Source organism: Dehalobacter sp. (assembly GCF_030063005.1).
Taxonomy (GTDB): Bacteria; Bacillota; Desulfitobacteriia; order Desulfitobacteriales; family Syntrophobotulaceae; genus Dehalobacter; species Dehalobacter restrictus.
This window is the reverse complement of sequence record NZ_JAPDHR010000040.1, coordinates 14,324-36,489: the sequence shown is the minus strand read 5'-3', so window position 1 is coordinate 36,489 and position 22,166 is coordinate 14,324. Positions and strand designations below refer to the sequence as shown.

The following is a 22,166-nucleotide window of genomic DNA, read 5'->3' as shown; positions in this document are numbered from 1 at the left end:
TAGACATTCCAGCATATAGGACTATTTAATCCAATTTATTCAGATTGATGGGGAAAGTCCCATATTTATTTAAAGCATCAATAAACGCACGGACATTTTCCACAGGTGACCCTTGGGGAATCGCACAAGGCACAACCATGCACCCTCCCTTACATGGATACAGCCCTTTGATATATTCCTTGACTCGATTTTCAATTATTTCCGGTGTCCCTTCTTTAAACAACTCTGTATGGACTCCTACGGCATATGCCTTATGAAAAGTATTAGCAAGCTCGCGGAAAGTCTTCAGATCCCTGCTGGGTCCTTGCTGAGGATCAGGGTCAAGATTTGTCATGATATATGTTCCTGTTGAAGCCTGGCGGGCCAAAAACCTTGTCCAATCATCACCAAGAAGGTGCAAGCCCCAATAATAGTGCATAAATGGCAAAGGACTGGCACTTTGAATCATTCTGGCCAGATACGGTGTGTCGAATTCCCAAAGCTGCTCCGGCCTAAAGTTGGGCACGCTGTTCCAAGCTGCAATAGATGTAATCCCATGAATCCCGGTTTCTTTAAAAGCCTGAGCAAACTTTATGGCTGCCTGGGTACATGCCTCAACCACTCTATGCATTAAAAGAGGCTTTGTTTTCATCCATTTAACGGCCAGAGGGTATCCCAAGATTTGTATTGCCACCGGGAGAGGCTGCATCGGCGTGGCAATTACTGCATACTCACCTTTTGTCTTTTTCACCAGCTGTTTAAACAGTTCCAGTCTGACCGGCATACGCCCTTCGGTACGTCCGTCCAAAGCTGCCACTTTTTCTTCCAGTTCTTCAACATCACGTTCACAGGTTATTGCTTCTTTAACAATTTGAGGGTTTGAATCTTTAGGTCTCTTTAAAGTACACCCTAGGATTTCTGCCTCGACAACGGTCGTTTCAATCCCTGGAAATACTACGTCATAGTCGAATTCTTCAAAAAACTTCACTATCGCATCCGAATGCTTTTCGGGATCTGCGGCCGCTTCACTGCAGGAGTAACCATACCGGTTGACAATCCATTCCGTGAACAAAAATCCTGTCGGTATCCTATCGGCATGCTCTTGGAACACCGTCAGAATGATCCTCTCAATGTGCTGCAGTTTCTGGCCCTTGTCCCTTTTATCAATGATGTTTTTTACCATTTCTATTTGCTCTTTACTGGCCATATTAATTATTCACCCCCCTATCAATCTTTTCGCTTCCCGTATGGCTCCATCGGCGTCCTCAGCAAATCCGTCGCCACCGACCCGTTGAACATATTGTGGGAATACAGCTACTCCTCCCATAAGCACTTTCACTTTGTCTCTCAGAGATTCTTTGACCAGCAGGTCCATTGTGTCTTCAATCCCTTTTAGGGTGGTGGACATGTAAGAACCAAGGCCTAAAATCTCCGGTTGTTCCTTTTTTACCGCTTCAATAAACGTATCGGCTGAAACATCTACTCCCAAGTCTATTACTTCAAAACCATCTGCCCTTAATAGCGCAGCAACGATGTTCTTACCAATGTCATGGACATCTCCTTCAACGCTACCAATTACTACTTTTCCGATAGATTTAGGAGAAGCATCACCCGTCATATAAGGAATGAGTATCTGTACGCCGGCATTCATTGCCTCACCAGCCATCATTAGCTCAGGGAGAAAATATTCACCTGTCGCAAATTTCCGACCTGCTTCTCTGGCTCCCGGTGACATTCCATTGATTATTTCTGTTGGAGTTAATCCTGCTTCAATCCCTTGACTCACCAATTCTTTGGTTAGATCATCATTACCGTTCGAAACTGCTTCAGTTAGCTGTTCTAAAATTTTTTTGCTCATTACATCTAATTCCTTTCTTTTTCTACTTTAATTGAGTCCTTTTGAAGTGGCCACCTTCAAAAAAATTTCACCCGTCCCAAGGAGTGTTTTGCTCTAGGAAAAGGTTATTGAGATAATAGATTCTATTTTATTTGATTAGTCCCTCTGGATTAATTTTTGTTGATCTGGAGAAAAATTTTGAATTTTCGTTTAATCGATATCCTTAAATACTTAATATAGATAAAATATAATCTTAAAGGAAAATGGAAAAAGATGATTTGCATCCCAAGAATACAAAGATATGGCTAAGAAAAGCTGGTGGAGTATGAGTGACAATAGTGAACTGTATCACTAATTACCTATAACTAGCGGCATAATTAATGTTACCTTAGTACCTTTGATATCCGGCGGCCCTGATAACTGCAATCCATATGCCTCGCCAAACGACCGTCTCAATCTTTGATGGATATTTTCCAGACTGGAACCAGGGCAATGGCACCAGTGATCACTTTCGGTAAAACGTCGAGTTTCAATACCTATTCCGTCATCAATGACATTGACTAACAAACGATTTCCCTGGATATCCTCATCAACCTTTATTAATAGGCGGTGTTTGCCGGGGACCGATTCGAACCCATGTTTGAATGCATTGTCTACCAGTGGTTGTAAAGTATAAGGAAGAATTTTCACGTTTAGATGTTCTTTTTTTACTATGATTCTTACGTTAATCCGGTTTCCAAACCTTAACTGTTGGATGCTCAAGTAAGAACTTATATGATCTAATTCCGTTTTCAAAAAGACCATTTCGATATTTCCCTCGATACCGTAACGGGCCACATCCGCTAAAGCAAAAACAGCTCTCTCAGTCTCAACTGCTCCTTCGGCAAACGCCAATCGGGCGATTACATTTAAGGCGTTAAAAAGGAAATGCGGGTTCATTTTGGCCTGCAGTTCCCTTAGTTCTGCATGTTTCAGCATCAACTGGTACTCAGTAATTTCTTTTTCCAGATTGCCTGTTTTTTGGATTTCTCGAAGCAGACGCTCTTGATAGGACATCAATTCTTGTTGATAACGGGAAAGACTTTCGGAAACTGTAAGATAATTAGCCAAGGTAGAAATTAATCTTGCAACGGCTGTAAACCGATCACCAGAAATCTTAGGGATAGTACTCAAATGTTTTAAATAATTCTCGTGTGGTCCATCTGTCCCTCCGGGCAAAGATTCCGCTTCCATGAGCTGAACTGGCCCGGTAATTAAACATCCTAAAAGAACATCATCTCGGGAATATAGAGGAGCAGAAATTAGAGTGAGACCGCAATGTCCTTTATAGACCTTGGAACTTTCATTGTTATAACTATTTTTCAAACCCGTTTCAAAACAGTATAAACATTGAAAGAAATGCTTTTTATTAGCAAAATAGGACTGGCACCAATTAGGGAAAGACCCTAATGGGGGAGATATGGGAACTGCTCTGTTATCAATGAAGACAATATTAATCGCTAAGACATTAAAAAACATATTATTAATTTCTTGCATTGTTTCTCGTGTAATAATCTCAGCTAAGTGGTATGTCCTGTCAATAATGGTACTTATTCTATTAATCGCCTTTGCTTTATCGTTGCTTTGCGCCACTACCATTCCCCCTTAGCAATTCTAGTTATATTATTAGTAGTAGTTATGCAGTTCTAGGATAATACTCCCAACTCCATAACCTTAGTTACAAAGATCGTGGCCAAAATTTATCAATAAGCCTTGAAAAATGCTCGGTTGCCGTGTCGAAATAGACTTGGATCAACTGCTCGCAACAGTGGATCAGAATCAAACATTTATTTCACCTTCTTTTCGTATCGTATACTTGCATTATTCTCTACAAAACCGAGGATCGATCCTCTACCTTTAGGATAAAGTTCCAAGATTTCAGTAGGAAACAAAAATAATTTTCAATCTAGAAGTCGGAAGAAACATTAAGCAGCATAGTAATTTCTTTAAAACCTCCTTTTTATTAGTGGACTGGTTTAAGTGTATATTTTAAAGAAATATATTTCTGTAAAGTATTTTACAAAAAAAAGAGCTGTCTTTGGTAAGACACTCCTTCTGAAATATAACTTAATTTATATCCAGTTTTTATAAATTCCTTTTACTACATATTGTCCACTAAATAGAACATTCGTTGATTAATCATAATGACACCTTCATGTTTAAGTTCGTTAAGAACATTAGTAACCATGACTCTTGAAGCATTAACCAGATTGGCCAACTCTTGGTAGCTTAAGATAATGTTTATTTTCAATCCCTCTGGAGTCAATTCTCCATGATCCTTCGCGACCTGATGCGCTATCGGTTTAAGTTGACTAATTTTATGTCCAGCGAGAAAAATCGGCTTCAAAACAGCTTAACGGTTTCTAATATTCAGCTTGGCAATGTGGTTTCAGATACCTTCGGTAAAAGCTCCATGAACATCATTGACAAGATCTTGGAAAATCCGCTTGATACCTCTTTTGACATCGAGCCTTTGATCCATGGTTCCATGAAGAAGAAGGTTCCTGAACTCGAACTCGCGATCGACGGATTGATGACACCCGAACAAGCAGGAAAATTAAAAGTCATTCAGCGACATTACGAAGACCTAAATTCGTGTAAAGCGGGCCTTGAAACAATTATTCTTTCCCTTGCCAAGTCCTACTCAGAAGAAACCAACCTCATCTTAACTGTTCCGTCGTTTAAAAACCTGTTTTCCGCTATTGCCATGGTTTCGGAAATTGGTGTAAAAATGGACGTATTCCCGACAGCTAAGCATTTATGTTCCTGGGCAGGACTTACTCCCACTAATAACGAGAGTGCCGGCAAGAAAAAGTCAGTAAGGATTTCAAAAGCGGGCTGTTACATTAAGCCACTATTAGTACAGTGTGCAACCGCCGTTGTCAAAAGTGATAAGCACCCTGAAATCCGAAACCGCTACTTAAAAAAGAAGCGTCGAGGTCACAAACGTGCAATTATTGCTATTGCACGAATGCTGCTAACTGCAATATATAACATCTTGAAGAACAAAGAGCCCTATAACCCTGAATTGTACAAAAAATCGGACGTTCTTCCAGTAGAACGTGAAATTACGATAGAGCAAGCGATTTTATTGGCAAAAGCCCAAGGTTACCGTATTATGTCGGTAGCAACATAACCAACCAAAAACCATATTTACCCATTTAACCATTATTCGATGGCTTATTTGTTGTACCTATTTACTTCGGTGGTTAGAGTTACTGTCAATTTCAGACTTGCCCTCCTGACATTCAAAGAATGTCATTAACCAATTAACATCATTAATATAAAATATTAATGGAATATTCAATAATTTCATTGCAAGAACTGTTCCAATCTATGTGTTTATATATTTTTATTATCAGAGCTTTAGCCATTTGTAAATCCATCCTTTGATTACATAATTGACCAAGCTAACTAAGTGAGTAGATACCCACCCGTGCGAATGAATAAGTCGCAGATAACGTAAGCGTCAAATAATTCCTACATAGTTTCATTTTTTTGTGCATGAGATAATCTTCCTAAGACACAAAGTGAGAGGTTTTATCGATGACACAAACGATAGTGGCCTAGTGGCTGTTTTCCACGTAGTACTGAGGAACATCTACAAGGTAAAGACCGCCCTAGGTAATAAAATGTTCCCCTAGTTATTAGATATAAATAGCAGGTTACTGCCATAAATAAGTACCTATTTCTTAAATATCTCTTTCATCTTGGAAGAAAAAAACAACTCACCTTCTGAATTGATGACCAGTCCCGAACCATTCACTTCGTCTATCAATTTCAGACCCTTCTCTGCACCAAGCACAAAAACAGCCGTAGCCAATGCATCCGCTTGTGAAGCCTGAGACACGATTACCGTGGATCCACTCACTCCTTGAACAGGATAACCAGTACGTGGATCCATAATATGACTATATTTTTTCCCTTCAGCCCAGAAGAACTGTTCATAGTCACCTGATGTATCTATGTCTTGATTTTGCATTTGAACATAGCCAACTACCTTTCCCTTAGCAACAGGATTACGGATTCCGATTTGCCAAGGGTTATTGTCACTTTTTTGGCCAATGGTGAAAATGTTTCCTCCCGCAGATACTAGAGCTGAAGTAATACTATTCTTACGAAGGATGCTTACTGCCTGATCTACAGCGTACCCTTTGGCAATACCACCTAGATCGAGAACCATCCCCTTCTGAGCTAGAAAGACTGTCTTTTTCTCTTGGTCCAAAACTACCTTCCTGTAATCTACCAGCTTCAAGGTTGCCTCTACCTCCTGAGCTGATGGCACCCTGTGTTGCCCCTCCAACCCAAAGCCCCACAGGGTCATAATCGGTCCGATTGTTGGATCAAAAGCGCCTTGGGTCATCTCTGCAACCTCTATAGATTGTTGGATGGCCTCAAAAGTCAAATCCGAAACCTCAACTGGCTTAACTCCAGCAGCTTGGTTAATCCTATCCAGTTCGCTTCCCTTTGAGAACTTATCGAGTTTCGAATCGATTTCATTCATACGGTTCAACGCTTGTAAACCAATGCTCTTAGCTCCCCAGCCATTCACCTCTAGGGAGACTTCAGTATCAAACAAAAATCGGGTTTCCTGATAATGCACATTTTGGTTATATAGTATGAATCCAATCCACCCACACAGGCAGGTGAAAAACAAAATGAGAGATATTTTCAGAAATCGTCCTACTTTCATATCACAAGTCCTTATGCTGAATTTTCCAAAGAAATACTATCTACAGAATGCGTATTACCAGTTTGTTGGGAAGGCAGGTGATCGTCTCGCCGGACTTCGTGATCGAGCCCATCAAGGAACAGATCTTTTTTTCACAGATGTTATTGTCTTCAGGTAAATATATTCGTCCCTGATCGAATACGATCCGTGCGGTTCCGTTTTGGACAGGGATCAACAATTCCTGCTTGATTTCAAGAGGGATCAAACCTTCCTTCACAACTTTTCCATCGATTGAAACTTCCCAACGGTCGCTTCTCAATCGTTCGAACGATTGCGCAAAAATATGTTTATTACCAGCCAGAACACCGCCCATAGCAAGAGCGCCTGCGGCCACACTACCGACCAAAAATTTACGCCTACTTATCTCATCTATGGGCTTATCGACTTCATTATGTTTCATTTATCTTTCCACTCTCATCTTTCTCTGCTTCGCTTGCAGATCTGACAGCCTTCCTTAATAAGGTCATCGATTGAGATATATTTGAAACATATTAACCACAATCATTAGAATAATGCTACTAATTAACACCAAGAACACAACGTCTTTAAGATTTATCTCGAATTTCATCAACGTACCGCATTCCTTAGTGTGTACTGTTTCAAGAACTGTCATCTTTTTATGACTCAATTTATCAATTCTCCCATTAATGAATTTTTTGAAGCTTCTTAAATTTAAAATGAATTCATTAAAGACCATACCTGGACAAAAAAATCGACACCAGAATCTCCTGATTAGAAGTGATGGAAAGAGCACTAGGGGTAGGATAAACCATTCAATGCCAAAACCTTGTAACCCAAATAAAGTAGAATAAGGCTCATAACCGGCAAAGCCGGGGGATCTAAGTAAGATGGAAGCCAATAATGCAAAATATACCAAGAAATATTTGATCTTAGAGGCTTTCGTTTCTATTTTTTTGTTACAGCATTTAAAACTGCCTCCGCCAATCTTACTTAAAATTTCCTGCAAAGCACCAAACGGACAAAGCCAGAAGCAATAGAGGTTTCTACCAACCACAAAGGTAATAATTGGCATGCCGATCAGCAGAATATACCAGACCAGGTCCTCCCGAATGGAAGGGAAATTACCCATTAATAGCGCCGCCACGTTAGCCAGAGAAAAAGGAGTATTAAATTTAAAACCTATAAAGATTAGGCTGCCAATTAAGGTTACCCATCTTAATTTTTTGCTTTTTAATACAACCCCAATCAACATTAAAATGACGAGCAACAGTACAGATATCTCTTTTGCACCAAACTTAAAAGCAACTTCCTCATCCGAAACATCCAATTTAAACTGGGTTCTTGCTACAGCGTGACTTCCTTGGGAGATTGCCTTAGCTATTCCGCGGGAGGTATACGTTGCCCCGGAGACACGATCAATGCCTTTTTCAATGTTCAATGGCTCAGTAATGTCCTTGCCAATAAACTGCTTGAGATAGCCATGGTTCAAAACCATATGAACAAAGGAAGGAGTATCTTTATAGTTTACAATAACTGCATTTTGGATTTTTCCTTCCAAATCGATACCTATAGCCATCTTGATCGGTCCGCCATAACCCATCGCTTGATCAATAACTACATAGCCAACTCTTTGCGTCTTTCCATCCTCACCTTGAACTATTCCCTCATATGTTAAAGGAGAAGACGTAACCTTTTGGAAGGATTGGGCTTGAGGAAGGACTTCTTTGACAAATGGCAGTAAATCTTTTTCGGGTAACATCCAACTAACAAATAATGAAATTACTAATATCAATATAGCAATAATCTTAATGCCATTTTTCGTTTTATTCTTTATTTTTTTGTTAATCATTGTGACATTGCCCCATCTTTTGCACCAAATGGATGTTCTTATGCCTGAATTTACGATAATATTTGTTGGAGATCATAAACACATGGGAAGGGGAAGCGCTTCCCCCTCCCCCTTCGTTCTAATAAAACTTTTAATCTTAAAACCAATTATGATAACTATATTATCAATTTACTTATTTACATTGCTTAGGGCTTTACGTACTCTGACTTATGCCACCAGTATGATCTTTTTTAGATGCAGGAATTCCTCTTATAATTATTGTCCTGCTTAATGCCCCGATAACAACCGTAATACTTCCAAAGATAAGAAAACCTACTCCTGCAGCTTGAGGAGTACCCTCTAAAAGGCAGCTCCATGACCAAGCAATAGTAAACAATAAAACCATAAAGCTTAAGGCAATTCCTGTCCAGCCAAGCCAAGTAATTGAAAATTTCGTATTCTTCCTCCAGATGTTAACGCCCCAACCAAAACTAGCAACCAACAATCCCAGGACAAAAGTCATCAGGGCCATGTTCTTTACCTCCTTTTATTATTTCCACCAATCTGCTATCGCTTTTTCATCATTCGGCTTTCCGTATCCAAAAATATCATCCATATCTTTCATGAATGGAGTAATAACAGGTGCTCCTACTAGACTCCTAATTAAGGTATGGTGCCAGGCTTCCGGCTTAGTAAATGGGCAAGCAGCTATACAAACTCCGCAGCAGTTTCTGACGTTATCACGCGACAAGAATTCAATGCACTTCACCGGGTCAACATACCATCTCTTTATTCCCGAATTTTGCATTTGCCCACAAGGTCCATCAATGGTAGGATCTTCATAGCTAATAGCTTGAGGGGCGCATGCTTCAGCGCATTTTTTGCACGTTTTGCAAAATTCAGTTACTCCGAATGAAATAGGTTTATCATGATTTAAAGGCATGTCAGTAAATACTTCACAGAGTCTAACATTTGAACCAAATTCAGGCGTAATCATTAGCCCCGACCTGCTGTATTCCCCCAGACCCGCCTGAATAGCTATAGGTATAGCTAATGCACTGTCAGATCCGATTGGAACCGCATGATATCCCAGATCTTTAATAAACATGGATAAACCGAATGCAGCATATCCAATCTGGGCAGTACTTAATCCATATTCAGTTGATCCTAAAAAGGACGGGTCACACTTTGTTCCTTCTGGCGACTGTGGGATAATCATCGATATTACGTGCTTGGGCTCAAACCCAAAATCCGGAGGGATAAATTTCAGACTTTCACCCTCAGGCGTTTTAACAAAGGCAAACGTTTCAGTAAAAACCCAACGTTTGTCAAAAGGCGCTATCCCAGCTTTAGCAGCGCCGAAAAATCTAGCCATTCTTTTTACTGCCATCGTTCCTTCTTCGGCACTTTTTACACCGGGGGAATGAATATTTCTCTCCGGATCGCCCCACCTAAAGTTCAGCTCGGGCACTTTGGGATGCCATTCAAAAAAACCTTTATTGGCCCTGCAGGCGCTATTTTCCCCGTTAAAATAATAATCAACGGCAAAGCTTGCACGAGCAGCCGCACCATCAAGTACAGTAAGACCGGGCGAACCATCTGTCTGCCAACCATTCCATCTTACTTCATCAAAACGCTCTACAAGTGCTAGAGGTTCGGGTACTCCCAATACAGCCTGGCCATATATATTCCTTTGATTGGTAAACGGTTTGTAGTCTGCCGGGATATTAAAGGGAAGTTCATCCAGTTCCTTGACCGTTCCAGCATATACCTGTTTGGGATCGATAAGTGATTTCCCTCCCAATGCAGTAGCTGCAGCGGCAATTGCAATACCTGAAGAAGCTCCAGCTCCAAATTTAAGGAATCGTCTGCGATTAATTTTTGTTGCCGGCTTATCGTTGTTACTTTTTTCCTTGTCCATTGTTGCCGGCTCATCATTGTTACATTTTTCTTTTTCCATAAGTTGACCCTCCTTTAGAATATCGCTGAGTTTGGTGTTTTCATGTCCTTTCGAGTGCATCAGAGCAGCCGCTGCTTCTACAATCTCTTGACGTTTATCTATCAAGTTCATCACCTTCCTGTACCTACCGGTTGGTACAATATTAAAATACCATATCACTAGTTCTCTGTCAAGTTTTCGTCCAAATCTTATCTCCAAGATCGCTGGCGAAATCAAAAATGAACTACTCTTTAAAGTTGTCGAAAATCAGTTGCAGCCAGTGTTCCAAGTTAAATTTTCGATGAAGGAGGTCCACTATACAAAGTTATATACATTTTATTGAACAATACTGAGGCCTTTTTTGATTTTTGTAAAGTATCTAACATATTGCTTTTAAACCCTATGTTAAAATGAGTCAAGTTAAGTTGTTTGATCCAATAACTTGAGGTATGAAATAGCTCAGAGAAGAGGTGATATTAATATGGAGGTGCGCATAGTCGCCTGTGGTATCTTTCAACTTGAGCTTGAGCGAGCACTAGAGGAAATAAAAGCGGAATGGGCATCTTCTGACGAGTTCAAAGTTACTTATACAACCCCGGCTTTGCACGTAGACTATACTAAACTAAAAGATGGCATCACTGAAGCACTGGATAAGGTGACCGAAGAAAAGATAGTCCTCTTTTTCGGTTCTATATGCCATCCTGAGCTTAGCGAATTTACGGAAAAATTTCACGTTATTAGGCAGCAACCCAAGAATTGTATTGAATTGGTTTTAGGTCAGGAAAGACAGAAGGAGTTAGAGGCATCCGCTCGGGTTTTTTATCTTACTTCAGGCTGGTTGCGGAATTGGCAAAATATATTCAGGCATGGACAGGGCTGGGACGAAATAGACGCCAGACAGAATTTTGGTTTCTATGATAAAATTTTACTTCTAGACACTGGTGTTTCGGAGTTTAATCATGTGGATATCCTGGAGTTTTATGAATATACTCAGGTACCAATCGAAATTGAGAGAGTCGAACTAGACGTTTTTAAGAAGCACGTGCTTGAAACTTTAAAAGAAGCATTAGCCCAAAAGCCTCCCCTTACAGCGGTTTAATTGAGTAAATACTCGAAAAATATTTAAGGAGTGAATTTACATGGTTCTAACTGAAGAAATTAAAGAAGTTATATCAAATGCTCCGTTTATTCCCATTACCACTGTTTCCACTAATGGAGACCCGCACATGATCATAGTGGGAAAGGTAGCGGAAGTCAGAGATGGGGACATCCTGGGGTTTGGTATTTATAAAATGGAAGTTACCCAACAGAACATCAAGGATAACGGAAAGATGCAGGTTGTGATAGCGACAATGGAAGGTGGACCCAAAGGCTTCAGGCTTGAGGGCCAAGCCTGTATAGAAGAGAAACTGGTATTATTTAAAGCAGATAAAGTACAAAAGCTGCTCTAGAAATTTCTAAATGCACAATAATCTTCCTCGGGACAGATTAGCGTCGCCGGTCATAATGTGAGAAAGACCTCGGTGCAGTCGTTATCAAGGGTCCTCGGGCTTGTCCTACAGGACCCTGAATCTCAAATCATTGGTCGGACAGTAGAAGAAGATATCGCGTTTGGTCCTCGTAACTTTCTGGTCCCGTTAGAAGAGAATTGTCTAGGGAGGAGGGGTTCCCAAGTTTTCAAATTATTCTATCGTACTCTAATAGAATAATAATTATTTCTAAAGCAACAGGTAACACGTTATCTCTAAGCTTCCTTACATCACATAAAGCCTTATCCACTGGAACCGCGCCATGATCTAAAAAATCAACAAGGTTACCACTGAGCGAATCCGGTAGCGCTCTAACAAAGGATTCTGGCTGCATTAAAAATATTAGCCCAGGTGAATATCTATGTTTGAATTTGTTATCTAAGTCATTATACTCTTTTGAATCAAACAACAACTGAACAGCTTGGTTCAATTGTTCGTTTTTAGATAATGTCTGTAACTTACCGACTTTACTGAAAAGACTGTTAAAGGACAATGCTTTTTCGTCTTTTTGTTTATTGCAAACATTGATGCCGTAAATATAACCAATGTTATCTAGCATATCATGGGATAGACTCATGATATTCAAATAACAATATGAAGCCTTTGACATTGCAAATAAAGAATCATAACCATCTACATTAGTAATTGTTTCTATTAATTTATCAAACTCCAAAGAAATACTCAGGATTCCAAGCGTACGGGATAAGCAACCGCTTGCCCACACGCACAATAACCCTTGACCCGCATTTGCAAATTTTTGTAATAATTTGATTCGATTTAAAACGGTAGAGCTAACACTTTCCATGCAATCATAAAATTCTTTTGCTAAATCCACAACGTGTGCTCCTTTTAGTCAATCATATAAAACGAACACGTTCACCAAGACAGCCACCCCGGCGGGTCTTACCACACAAGGTGCGACATTCTAGGACTCAAAGAGATCATAGCTTTCATTGTTTGTTATTTCTTCGCTCGATAGGGAGACATGAACTTTTCATGTCTTTCTAATTGTTGATCCAGTTCATCCTCTGTTATGTCCGGAAGGTTATTGATATGGTTTAGAATTGCTTGAACATCTTTGCTTTGCTCACTTATAGTATTAAGAAATTCCCGTTCATCTTCAGGAATTATTGAAAATATCAAAGCGACTTGGTGTTCTTCTAGAAATCCACCTAACGGAATTTCTAACCCAAACTTCTCAAATATTGGTAAGGACTGTGAACCAATCGGATATTTCAACAGCATAGTAATAACAACATCAGTCACTGCCCTTGTCATAAAAGACTCATACATTTGAAGTGATTTTTGCGAGAACGTGCTATAATTGGCCAAATTTAATGCTTGTGAACTGTATCCATACCCCCTAGTATGAACAAATCCTCCTAGTTCGTTCAAGGTTTTCGACACCCGTTCTCTGAGCTTGAATTTGGTGTCGAAGTTTCGAAACAACTCAATTCTATCAAGGCTTTTGAATATGTCTCTTTGCCCCGGTGTACGTCCCTCCGAATGAAGCCAAGGTTGGACTTCAATATGCTCACAATCAATAGCAGCGAAGGAAATCCCCAACATCCCTAATTCCATAAATGATCTCAAAGCAAAAAAGGCATATGAGTAGAAGCCCTGAAGGGCTAATTCAAGTGAACTTCTTAATTCACACTGTGATTCCGAATATGGAAAGTAATGGCCCGAATCCAGGTTCACGTTGGTAAATGGAATCAAATCACCTATCTCTTCATAAATCAGCAGATTTAAATGCAGCCTTTGCTCAAAACCCTGATTTTCGGAAATGAACTTTATTGATGTACTATATGTTTCGTCACAATGCGAATGATAAAGCTCATGCTTACTGACCAAATAGGATCACCCCCTAGAAAACAGCTTATTATTTCCGCATTTTCCCTACGTAACAGAACCTACTCTCCTCTTTCATTCTACATGCTTCCTCTAATTCCTCCCAAAATAGCTTAAAACAGCTGCTATTTCTCCGGAAAACAAAGCCAGAATGTCCAAAAGACGACCCGCAATACAAATCAAATATAGTTCTGCGTACGCCTCTTACTCCAAAAAGACTATATGCCTGCTCAAACCCGCTCATACCAAGGCTTTCAGTCACCCTCGAATAGCAATAGGTAAAGCTTTGATATGATCTCCACTTTTTGCCGGCTAAGTCGGAGGGATTGCTCCCTCTTTCTCGCCTAAGAACCGTACGTGTTGATTTCCCAACATACGGCTCAAGCATACCTTTCTCCAAAAGTGATTTAAAGCACTCCCGCCAATCTCTTGCCCTTGATAACTTTGTAATACTGGGCAATTTGTGCTGGCATTGGGATTTCTCCCTTTGTTGGGAATGCCTTGTGATAGTCTATGTGGCATGAACTGTGAACTAGTTGAAGGTTCTTGTATGCACCTGTTCCACCCTGTATTACAGGATGTTTATGATGTGGTTCCAGGTCCTCCTTAAAATTCACTATGCTCATTCTACACATGGGGCAAACGTAGTTCTGCTTTTTAGCTAGTTTCTGCCGATAGGCTACATTGTTCAAGTCAAATTCCCGTTGGTCTCTCTTTGCAAAATATTCTTTGAGAGTGACATCATATGGGGAGTAGTTGTACTTGATCTGCTGATGCCTGACAATAGGCGTCCATGCCATTTTCTTAAGTTGATTGCCAGTATTCGGGTCTGTCAGAATCCACTTGTTTCTGCTCTGTCCTGTTTTGTCCGGTTTGAAGTATTGGGCTTTAATCCACTTCCAGCCCTTTTTGGGGTGGGAGTGGATTAGAAACCGATATATCTTCTTCCAAATATAGTTGTCCATAGCAGAGAAGATCTCTTTTGCGACCGTTCTGCACCAGTAGTTAGCAGTGCCGATGATTACAGGGTTCAGCCTATTGATTAGAGTCTGCACATTGTTACCGTATGAGCTTTCTACAATATCCGCAACCTTTGTCTTGAAACTGCGGATACTGCTTTTTGACGGTTTAATCAGCAACTTTGCACCTGTGTGTGTCGTGTATCTCCTAATATTGAAGCCAAGAAAGTCAAAGCCATCGGAGATATGGGTTATTTTTGTTTTTTCTTCCGATAGCGTTAAACCTCTGTCACGCAGGTAACTACCTAGTGTCGTGTAAGGATTTTCGGCTTCCTGTTTCGTTTCACACAGGATTACAAAATCATCAGCATATATACACATTGTGTAGGGGGTGTGGTTTTCATAGCTGGTTTTTTTCCCGTGGTGAACCAGAGTATAGTTAATCCCCAACTCTTGCTCCATGCCGTGAAGGGCAATGTTTGCTAAAAGAGGAGATATTATTCCACCTTATGCAAAGAAAGTAGTTATGCAAAGTAAAGTCGTGAAACACTGATGGAATCTGAAGTTATGTTAAATTTACTTTGCATAATGTCCAAAATGATAATGAGTAATTAACTCAAAATATCTTTTTGGAGGGATTCTTATGCATAACAAACCGTTACCAGTACTTCTAGAAGAACTTGAGCAGGAAATGAAGCGCCTCGGCTATACAGAAGCTACATTAAAGTTTTATCGCCGGCGTTGGCAGATGCTTATGGAATTTGCCAAGTCACGTGCTGAAGTATACTTCAGCGAGCAGCTTGGAATTGACTTCATTGAAAAATACTTCGACATTTGGAAAAAGGATTTTGAAAAAACTCTTTCTCAGCGCGATACTCAGGAGCTGCGTGTCATCCGGATAGTAGGCGACTTCCAGCTCCACCGCACTGTTTTAAGACGGTATTATAAACATCGAGAATTGCTTACCGATTCGTATTACATAGATATCAGCAACGATTTCAAAAAATACTGCGAACGCAAAGATTATTCCAAGGTGACGGTTGAACATTACGTGAAACAATCGCAGCGTTTCATGGATTATCTTATTTCTCAAGGAATCAGTCACTGCTATGATATTAGGCTCCCTGTTATCAACAGCTATATCCGAACACTAGCTGGGTATACCTATAAAACTGTGGAACAAATCATATGTTCCATACGTTCATTTTTAAGATATTTACAGGAGCAGGACATCCTGAAAACAGACTTGGCATCCAAGACACCAATGGTTCAGGCTCGTAAACAGACACGCATCCCATCTGTCTGGACGAAAGAAGAATTGGACTTACTGATAGGTGCCATTGACCGTGGAAATCCAAAGGGGAAACGGGACTATGCCATTATTCTTCTAGCTTGCGTGTTAGGTCTTAGGGTTAATGATATCAAAAACCTTACTTTTGGTTGTTTCCGCTGGGAAGAAAATAAACTGATATTCGCCCAGTCAAAAACAAGGGAAACAGTCAACCTACCAATTCCTTCTGAAGTGGGATGGGCTGTCATCGATTATCTGAAATATGGCAGGCCCAAAATTGATTCACCGATTGTATTTGTGAGACATTTGGCACCATTTCTGCCTTTTTCAGAAAGTGATCATCTGCATCAGTTAATTCGAGATTATATGCGGATTGCCCATCTGCCGACCTTGAAAAAGCACCGGGGTATGCATTCGCTTCGCCATACGGCGGCTTCAAGAATGCTTGAGCATGACACCCCTCTTGCTGTTATATCAGATATACTGGGTCATACCAACACGGACTCCACGGCTGTTTATTTGAAAGTGGATGTCAATAAACTGAAGGAATGCTGTTTAGGTACTCCGGAGGTGGATGTGTATGAGTAATTACCTGTTTAAAGGACCATTTGCAGAGCATATTGAAAACCATGTCTCCCTGAAGAAAGCAATCGGCTACAAATATGAGGCAGAAGCAAGGCATCTATTGCGGTTTTCTTCCTTTACTGAACAAAAATATCCTGAAGCAACAATGCTTACAAAGGAAATAGTGTTAGATTGGTGCTCAAAAAAAAGTTATGAGGCACAGGCCAATCAGTGTACGAGGGCTTCGATCCTACGGCAACTTGCCATATATATGGACAGTGTGGAGATTGGCGCATACGTCCTACCGAAAGGCTATTACCCCACGGAAGAACAATATGTGCCTCATATCTATACGGAAAATGAACTGCAGCGTTTCTTCCATGAGACAGATCAATGCCACTATGTCAGTGAATGTCCATATCGCCACCTCATCATGCCAGTATTCTTTCGTATGGTTTATTCCTGTGGCCTTCGTTCCTCAGAAGCAAGACTCCTGAAAGTATCAGATGTGAATCTTGAAACAGGCATACTGTCCATTCATCATTCAAAGAAAGATAACAGCCGATTGGTTCCGATGTCAGACGAACTTACAGAACGATGCCGGAATTTTTCTGCGAATGTGCATATGTTCTTAAAAGAAACTGATTGGTTCTTCCCAGGATTAAATGGAAAACCAATGACTTTAGGGAACGTTTACCACAATTTCAGGCGTTTTTTATGGAGAGTTGGCATTTCTCACGGCGGGAGGGGAAAAGGACCGAGAGTCCAAGATTTTCGACATGCATACGCGTGTCACTGCCTAAAAAAATGGGTTATACAAGGAAAAGACCTTGCAGCATATCTTCCAGTACTGAAAACATATATGGGGCATGATTCTTTTGAGGAAACAGCGTATTACCTTAGGCTGACTGCTGATGTTTTTCCGGACATATCTATCAAATTGGAAGGATGTTATCCAGACATCATTCCAAGACTGGAAGGTAGTGCCGATGAAACCGACTGATTTTGCTACCTACCTTACAGAATTCCTTTCCATATATCTGCCCGGGCAGAAAAATGCAAGCAGAAATACAATAGCGTCCTACCGTGATACCTTTAAATTATTAATCCGGTATTGTCAGGAACAGAGGGACATCCCTGTCGAAAAGCTGAAGATGAGTATGCTGACAAATGGGCTGATTACTGATTTCTTGGAATGGATTGAAAAAAGTCGCAAGTGCAGCATTGCAACTCGGAATCAGAGGCTTGCAGCCATACATTCCTTTTACCGGTATGCACAGTACGAAGAACCGTCAGGAATACTTCATTTCCAAAAGGTAATAGCCATACCAATTAAGAAGACATCCAAACCATCGGTACCACATCTGACGCCTGAGGCAATGAAACTTTTATTATCACAGCCTGGCAAGATGACATCAAAAGGCAGACGAGATCTAACACTGTTAAGCGTCCTTTACGACTCCGGATGCAGGGTGCAGGAATTAGCCGACCTCAAGGTGCGTGATGTTGTACTCAATAATCCAGCAGTACTTATCCTTACAGGAAAAGGTAATAAGGTACGAAGGGTTCCACTGATGAAAAACACTATGACTTTGTTGGAGCATTATATTCAGGAGAATTCCCTTGATAAGCCCTGGAAAAGTGATTATCCTCTCTTTATTAATAAGCAGCACAACAAGCTCACAAAGGAAGGCATAGCTTACATTATTTCTCAGTACGTTAGTTTAGCAAGAAAGATATCCACGATTGTGCCGGAGAAAGTGATGCCCCATATGTTTCGACATTCGAAAAGCATGCACCTGCTGCAGGCCGGTGTCAACCTTATCTATATCCGAGACTTTCTTGGGCATGAGGATATCAAAACCACCGAAATTTATGCAAAGTGTGATTCTGAGTTGAAACGCAAGGCTATTGAGAATGCCTATCCAGATTTGGTAGATAGTAATCTTCCTGATTGGAATAAAGATGCTGCATTACTTGTCTGGCTTTCGAATCTCAAGTAGTCCAGATATTATGCAAAGTAAATCTTGATGAAACACCCGAAACACGGTAGCTTTAGGGATTTACTTTGCATAATCATTTACTTTGCATAAGGGGGTTTATGCTAAGCTTTGCATAAGCCGCCCTGCGGCGTTCCTTCCTCGGTTTCATTAAATACCTTATTATCTACAAATCCAGCTTTGAGCCATCTGCCGATTAGTTCCGTTTCGGGAAATTCTTTGAGTTGTTGCATGATGTAGTCATGGTTCAGAGCGTCGAAGCACCCTTTGAAATCACCCTCAAATATCCATACTTTTTTGTTTTTACCTTTCATGGTATTGAAGATTCTTTCTGCTGCATCATGACAGTTTCTTTTTGGCCTAAATCCATACGATGTGGGGTTAAACCTTGCTTCCCATTGCGGTTCTAATGCCAAACGAGCCACATTCTGATAAACTCTGTCTAAAACGGTAGGTATTCCCAATGGACGGAGTTTGCCATTTTTCTTTTCAATGTATGTCCGGTATGCTGGCTTGGGTTGATGAAGGGACAGACTCATATTCTTCATTTTCATGTACAATTCAAGTCTGTCTTTGGGCGTTAACGCCTTATATCCATCTACTCCGGCAGTTCTCTTACCTCTGTTAAGCTGTGTTACCCTGCGGATCGATACTAACAATGCCGCCTCGCTGTTCATCAGCATTCTTTGAAGGTCTCGTACTTTACGTTTGTCGCCTACACTTTCGGCATGGTATATTCGTTGTTGCAATTTCTCTACATACTCATTGATTTCCTGCCAGTTTATCTGGTCCCAATTAGTAATGAGAGGTCTTGCGGACTTTGTTTCCAAAGTGTTCATCGGCTGTTACCTCTCTTTTAAGAATTCACTTTCCGCTTTATTACCATGTTGTACACCAGTCAGAAGTCTGCATCCTTTGAGTTTATGCCATAGGGCACTATCCACACAGTTATTTCCATTTCTGTTGCCTTTCAGCTTGTGGCGTTCGCTTTCTCTGACCTCCTATATCCTCTGAAGGATTCCGCTTTCCTTACGGTCAGCCTACCATCCTATGATGGACTTCATAGGACTTACCAAGTTCGACTTCTATCAGTTACGAGTGGGTTAGGTTCCTCCAATACGCCGGTAGTCCTATAGGTTGTGCTAAGTGCATTTTAGGGGAAGATGCACTCCTTATACTACTAAACGATAGCAATCATATCCTAACTATCGACTGCGGTGACGACGCTTATAGAGATTCACTTATCATTAACCGATACCACTCTTTCTCTTGCCCTCCAAGGCTTTGGATACTAAGCGTTGGATTAGGCTTTTCCTCATGCAACCCACAAAGGAATTACTCTCTTTGCAGTTTCGGACGAGAATATCCCACACAACTGGAATAGTAGCTTATGCTACACTGATATTTTGCGGAAGAAGTCGCTTCTTGTCGCAGCCCCTGCTCCACACCGTGCACGAAACTTTCGTATTCACACGGCGTTCCATCAACCTAACACTACTTCCTTATATCACAATATTTCCTACTTGTACTCTGAATTTATTCACTTTGGCTATCTGCTTTTTAGATAGTTCAAGCTTCGCCAGTATTTGTTGAATTGTTTCGGATTTGGTTGCATGTATCAATCTGTGAATATCAGGAGCAATTATGACAAGATTACTGTATTTATCTCCTCCGCCAGCAATAATTGGAATGATACGATGGCAATGGAAATCATTTACTTCTAATCTTTTACCGAGTACCTCACACATTCCGCCTTGGGCAGAAAATAAGGATATTCGGTTGTCATTATACTCAATACTTCGGTCTATTACTGGATTTTTGCTTAGGTATATGAATTCGAAACCTGATACACTTTCGATTAGTTGATGAATGAATTTTCTCCCTTCAGGTGTGAATTTGTTTACCATTTTGGAGTGATTCATTGCATTTTTAGTTTTACATGCTGACATGGGGAATATGATGTGACCATGTATATATGTCTTCTTCTTAGCATATCCCTTATACCTTTCCAAGTATAGCTTGCTGGGAGAACCCTTATTGGTAGAGATTGACTTCCACCTGATTTTAATGTTCCTATCAAGCTCATATCCGATTTTTGAGAAGTCTTTAGTACAATGTGTTGCTATACGATAGTAATTTTGAGTTCCAAGAACATAAGAATTGTAGAGACTTACATTCTTGTCTGCTGAATTCTTTTGGATTTTCTTGATAAGATCCTTCCCTTTAGCTATTATTTTCACAACAGCACTGGGTTTGATATTTGAGTTAGCGACTCGTTTCCTTCCCTTAACAACAGCTTTGATTTTGAAGCCGAGGAACTCCGATGATTTCTTGCGCAGGTTTGTAATCTTTGATTTTTCTGAACTTATTTCTAGATTTAGTCTCTCTTTGAGCCAGAGTTTAACTGCGACAAACATCCGTTCTGCTACATCTCTGGTTGGACACATGATTTTGAAATCATCACAGTACCTGATGATATAGCATTCCTTCAGTTTTGACCCTCTGCGTATTGCTCTAATTTTGCCTTCGTTTCTTTTATAGGGGTATGAAGTTTCATAGCTTTCCCATTGATCGCTGATCCACCAATCTAATTCATTAAGGACCACGTTAGAAAATAATGGAGAACACAGACCACCCTGCGGAACACCCTTATTGGGGATTCCTATTCCTTCAATTTCTGCCTTTAACATAGCCGATATAATACAAAGAAGGTTCTTGTCCTGAATCCCCATAGTCCACATCTGTTTAAGAAGCTTTCCATGATCGACATTATCGAAAAATCCCTTTATATCCACATCTACAACAAAATGCAGGTGCTGAATGTTAATCATCCTGTGCATCGTGGCTAGTGCATGCTCTGTCCTTCTAGTGGGCCTAAATCCATAGCTATGATTGTGAAACCTTGCTTCACAGATTGGCTCAAGGATTTGATAAATACACGCTTGAATCAGACGATCGGACATAGTGGGTATTCCAAGAGGGCGATTTTGGCCATTATCTTTTAAGATTTCTACCCGTCTGACCGATTGTGGTGTAAAGTTCTTCAACCTTCTTTTGACCATTGTAATGACTTCTTGGTTGGTCATACCTGCTATGTCTTTGATGGTTAAACCGTCAGTGCCTTCTGTTTTACTCCCTGTGTTAGCCTTAATGTTTCGATAGGCTAATAGGATGTTGTTTTCTTCTACAATTTTTTCGTATAGTTTATTAAACTTTGCACCCTTGAGACTTCTTTCATACAATTCATCAAGTATACTTTGTTGCCCATAATATTCATTGTGGCGCAACTTGGTATTCGCTGTAGTGGTAGCCATAGTCGGCAACACCTCCTTTCGAGGTTAGCCTCTTTTAGTCTCACCAGAACCTATGGAGTGATTTTGTGATCGTAAGTTTTCGTTTATTATAGATTGACTTGGGCCTATCCCTCCGCCACTTATTATCATGGTTTCATTGGTACTGTGGCCCTACTTTCACATTGATAGAGATAAGTTGCCTTATCACCGTTTCATAGAATATAAGTTCTTAACGTCCAATGCTTACCACGTTCCAACATCTTTATCTATGCATATACCTTTAGGTTGTTCCTTTGGGTTTGTAGACTTGATGATGCCTTTAACATCATAAGGATTTTCATACTATATATTTTTACTTTTCCTC

The 22,166-nt window shown here is 40.4% G+C and carries 19 protein-coding genes and 2 pseudogenes; 7 read left to right on the top strand and 14 right to left on the bottom strand.

The window, feature by feature from the left end; all coding sequences use genetic code 11:
* Positions 1 to 25 precede the first annotated feature (25 nt).
* From OKX56_RS11100 to OKX56_RS11085, 4 genes are all read right to left on the bottom strand, one after another.
* On the bottom strand, positions 26 to 1,186 hold the full coding sequence (locus OKX56_RS11100) for a uroporphyrinogen decarboxylase family protein (RefSeq protein ID WP_287896477.1): 1,161 nt from the start codon (positions 1,184 to 1,186) through the stop codon (positions 26 to 28).
* A gap of 9 nt (positions 1,187 to 1,195) precedes the next feature.
* Positions 1,196 to 1,837 carry a cobalamin B12-binding domain-containing protein gene (locus OKX56_RS11095; RefSeq protein ID WP_287896475.1) on the bottom strand — a complete coding sequence of 214 codons (642 nt, stop codon included), beginning with the start codon at positions 1,835 to 1,837 and terminating at the stop codon, positions 1,196 to 1,198.
* Between the two features lie 330 nt (positions 1,838 to 2,167).
* Positions 2,168 to 3,454, bottom strand: coding sequence for a sensor histidine kinase (locus OKX56_RS11090; RefSeq protein WP_287896474.1), 1,287 nt, complete (start codon positions 3,452 to 3,454; stop codon positions 2,168 to 2,170).
* Between the two features lie 502 nt (positions 3,455 to 3,956).
* Entirely contained in the window at positions 3,957 to 4,106 is a 150-nt protein-coding gene (locus tag OKX56_RS11085) for a helix-turn-helix domain-containing protein (protein WP_015043241.1), read from the bottom strand.
* Positions 4,107 to 4,133: 27 nt separating this feature from the next.
* Between OKX56_RS11085 and OKX56_RS11080 the strand changes: the two are divergent.
* A pseudogene (locus OKX56_RS11080) lies at positions 4,134 to 4,991 on the top strand (transposase); the annotation flags it as partial.
* Positions 4,992 to 5,540: 549 nt separating this feature from the next.
* Here OKX56_RS11080 and OKX56_RS11075 read toward each other — a convergent pair.
* The 5 genes from OKX56_RS11075 to OKX56_RS11055 all read right to left on the bottom strand — a co-directional run bounded on the left by OKX56_RS11075 (position 5,541) and on the right by OKX56_RS11055 (position 10,441).
* Positions 5,541 to 6,434, bottom strand: a complete 894-nt coding sequence (locus OKX56_RS11075) for an FAD:protein FMN transferase (protein WP_287896472.1) — start codon at positions 6,432 to 6,434, stop codon at positions 5,541 to 5,543.
* 154 nt (positions 6,435 to 6,588) lie between these two features.
* The gene (locus tag OKX56_RS11070) at positions 6,589 to 6,987 is read right to left on the bottom strand and encodes a NusG domain II-containing protein (RefSeq protein ID WP_193352139.1); all 399 of its coding nucleotides are present in this window, start codon (positions 6,985 to 6,987) and stop codon (positions 6,589 to 6,591) included.
* 63 nt (positions 6,988 to 7,050) lie between these two features.
* Positions 7,051 to 8,397 carry an FMN-binding protein gene (locus OKX56_RS11065; RefSeq protein ID WP_287896465.1) on the bottom strand — a complete coding sequence of 449 codons (1,347 nt, stop codon included), beginning with the start codon at positions 8,395 to 8,397 and terminating at the stop codon, positions 7,051 to 7,053.
* Positions 8,398 to 8,590: 193 nt separating this feature from the next.
* Positions 8,591 to 8,908 carry a VcrB family reductive dehalogenase putative membrane anchor gene (locus OKX56_RS11060; RefSeq protein ID WP_015043246.1) on the bottom strand — a complete coding sequence of 106 codons (318 nt, stop codon included), beginning with the start codon at positions 8,906 to 8,908 and terminating at the stop codon, positions 8,591 to 8,593.
* Positions 8,909 to 8,926: 18 nt separating this feature from the next.
* Positions 8,927 to 10,441 (bottom strand): reductive dehalogenase, encoded by a 1,515-nt coding sequence (locus tag OKX56_RS11055; protein ID WP_287896461.1) that lies wholly within the window; start codon positions 10,439 to 10,441, stop codon positions 8,927 to 8,929.
* A gap of 355 nt (positions 10,442 to 10,796) precedes the next feature.
* On the opposite strand from OKX56_RS11055, the gene OKX56_RS11050 reads away from it, so the two are divergent.
* The 3 genes and pseudogenes from OKX56_RS11050 to OKX56_RS15045 all read left to right on the top strand — a co-directional run.
* On the top strand, positions 10,797 to 11,414 hold the full coding sequence (locus OKX56_RS11050) for a DUF1638 domain-containing protein (protein ID WP_015043248.1): 618 nt from the start codon (positions 10,797 to 10,799) through the stop codon (positions 11,412 to 11,414).
* A 40-nt stretch (positions 11,415 to 11,454) separates the two neighbouring features.
* Positions 11,455 to 11,766, top strand: coding sequence for a pyridoxamine 5'-phosphate oxidase family protein (locus OKX56_RS11045; RefSeq protein WP_015043249.1), 312 nt, complete (start codon positions 11,455 to 11,457; stop codon positions 11,764 to 11,766).
* Between the two features lie 27 nt (positions 11,767 to 11,793).
* Positions 11,794 to 11,961: pseudogene (locus OKX56_RS15045) on the top strand (energy-coupling factor transporter ATPase); the annotation flags it as partial.
* Between the two features lie 31 nt (positions 11,962 to 11,992).
* Here the strand turns inward: OKX56_RS15045 and OKX56_RS11040 are convergent.
* From OKX56_RS11040 to OKX56_RS11030, 3 genes are all read right to left on the bottom strand, one after another.
* Positions 11,993 to 12,679, bottom strand: a complete 687-nt coding sequence (locus OKX56_RS11040) for a hypothetical protein (protein ID WP_015043250.1) — start codon at positions 12,677 to 12,679, stop codon at positions 11,993 to 11,995.
* Between the two features lie 125 nt (positions 12,680 to 12,804).
* Entirely contained in the window at positions 12,805 to 13,698 is an 894-nt protein-coding gene (locus OKX56_RS11035) for a hypothetical protein (protein ID WP_015043251.1), read from the bottom strand.
* 404 nt (positions 13,699 to 14,102) lie between these two features.
* Complete coding sequence (locus OKX56_RS11030; RefSeq protein WP_256364963.1) at positions 14,103 to 15,152, bottom strand: group II intron reverse transcriptase; 1,050 nt, start codon at positions 15,150 to 15,152, stop codon at positions 14,103 to 14,105.
* A 145-nt stretch (positions 15,153 to 15,297) separates the two neighbouring features.
* On the opposite strand from OKX56_RS11030, the gene OKX56_RS11025 reads away from it, so the two are divergent.
* From OKX56_RS11025 to OKX56_RS11015, 3 genes are read left to right on the top strand one after another with little or no spacing between them, the layout of a single operon-like run.
* Positions 15,298 to 16,533: a site-specific integrase gene (locus OKX56_RS11025; RefSeq protein ID WP_015043253.1), complete on the top strand. Its 1,236-nt coding sequence runs from the start codon at positions 15,298 to 15,300 to the stop codon at positions 16,531 to 16,533.
* Positions 16,526 to 17,512 (top strand): tyrosine-type recombinase/integrase, encoded by a 987-nt coding sequence (locus OKX56_RS11020; RefSeq protein ID WP_015043254.1) that lies wholly within the window; start codon positions 16,526 to 16,528, stop codon positions 17,510 to 17,512. The genes OKX56_RS11025 and OKX56_RS11020 overlap by 8 nt, the downstream gene beginning before the upstream one ends.
* Positions 17,499 to 18,512, top strand: coding sequence for a site-specific integrase (locus OKX56_RS11015; protein ID WP_015043255.1), 1,014 nt, complete (start codon positions 17,499 to 17,501; stop codon positions 18,510 to 18,512). Before OKX56_RS11020 ends, OKX56_RS11015 begins: the two co-directional genes overlap by 14 nt.
* A 101-nt stretch (positions 18,513 to 18,613) precedes the next feature.
* Here OKX56_RS11015 and OKX56_RS11010 read toward each other — a convergent pair whose 3' ends face one another.
* Positions 18,614 to 19,348, bottom strand: a complete 735-nt coding sequence (locus tag OKX56_RS11010) for a reverse transcriptase N-terminal domain-containing protein (protein ID WP_015043256.1) — start codon at positions 19,346 to 19,348, stop codon at positions 18,614 to 18,616.
* 663 nt (positions 19,349 to 20,011) lie between these two features.
* Entirely contained in the window at positions 20,012 to 21,823 is a 1,812-nt protein-coding gene (gene ltrA, locus OKX56_RS11005; RefSeq protein WP_015043257.1) for a group II intron reverse transcriptase/maturase, read from the bottom strand.
* Positions 21,824 to 22,166 lie beyond the last annotated feature (343 nt).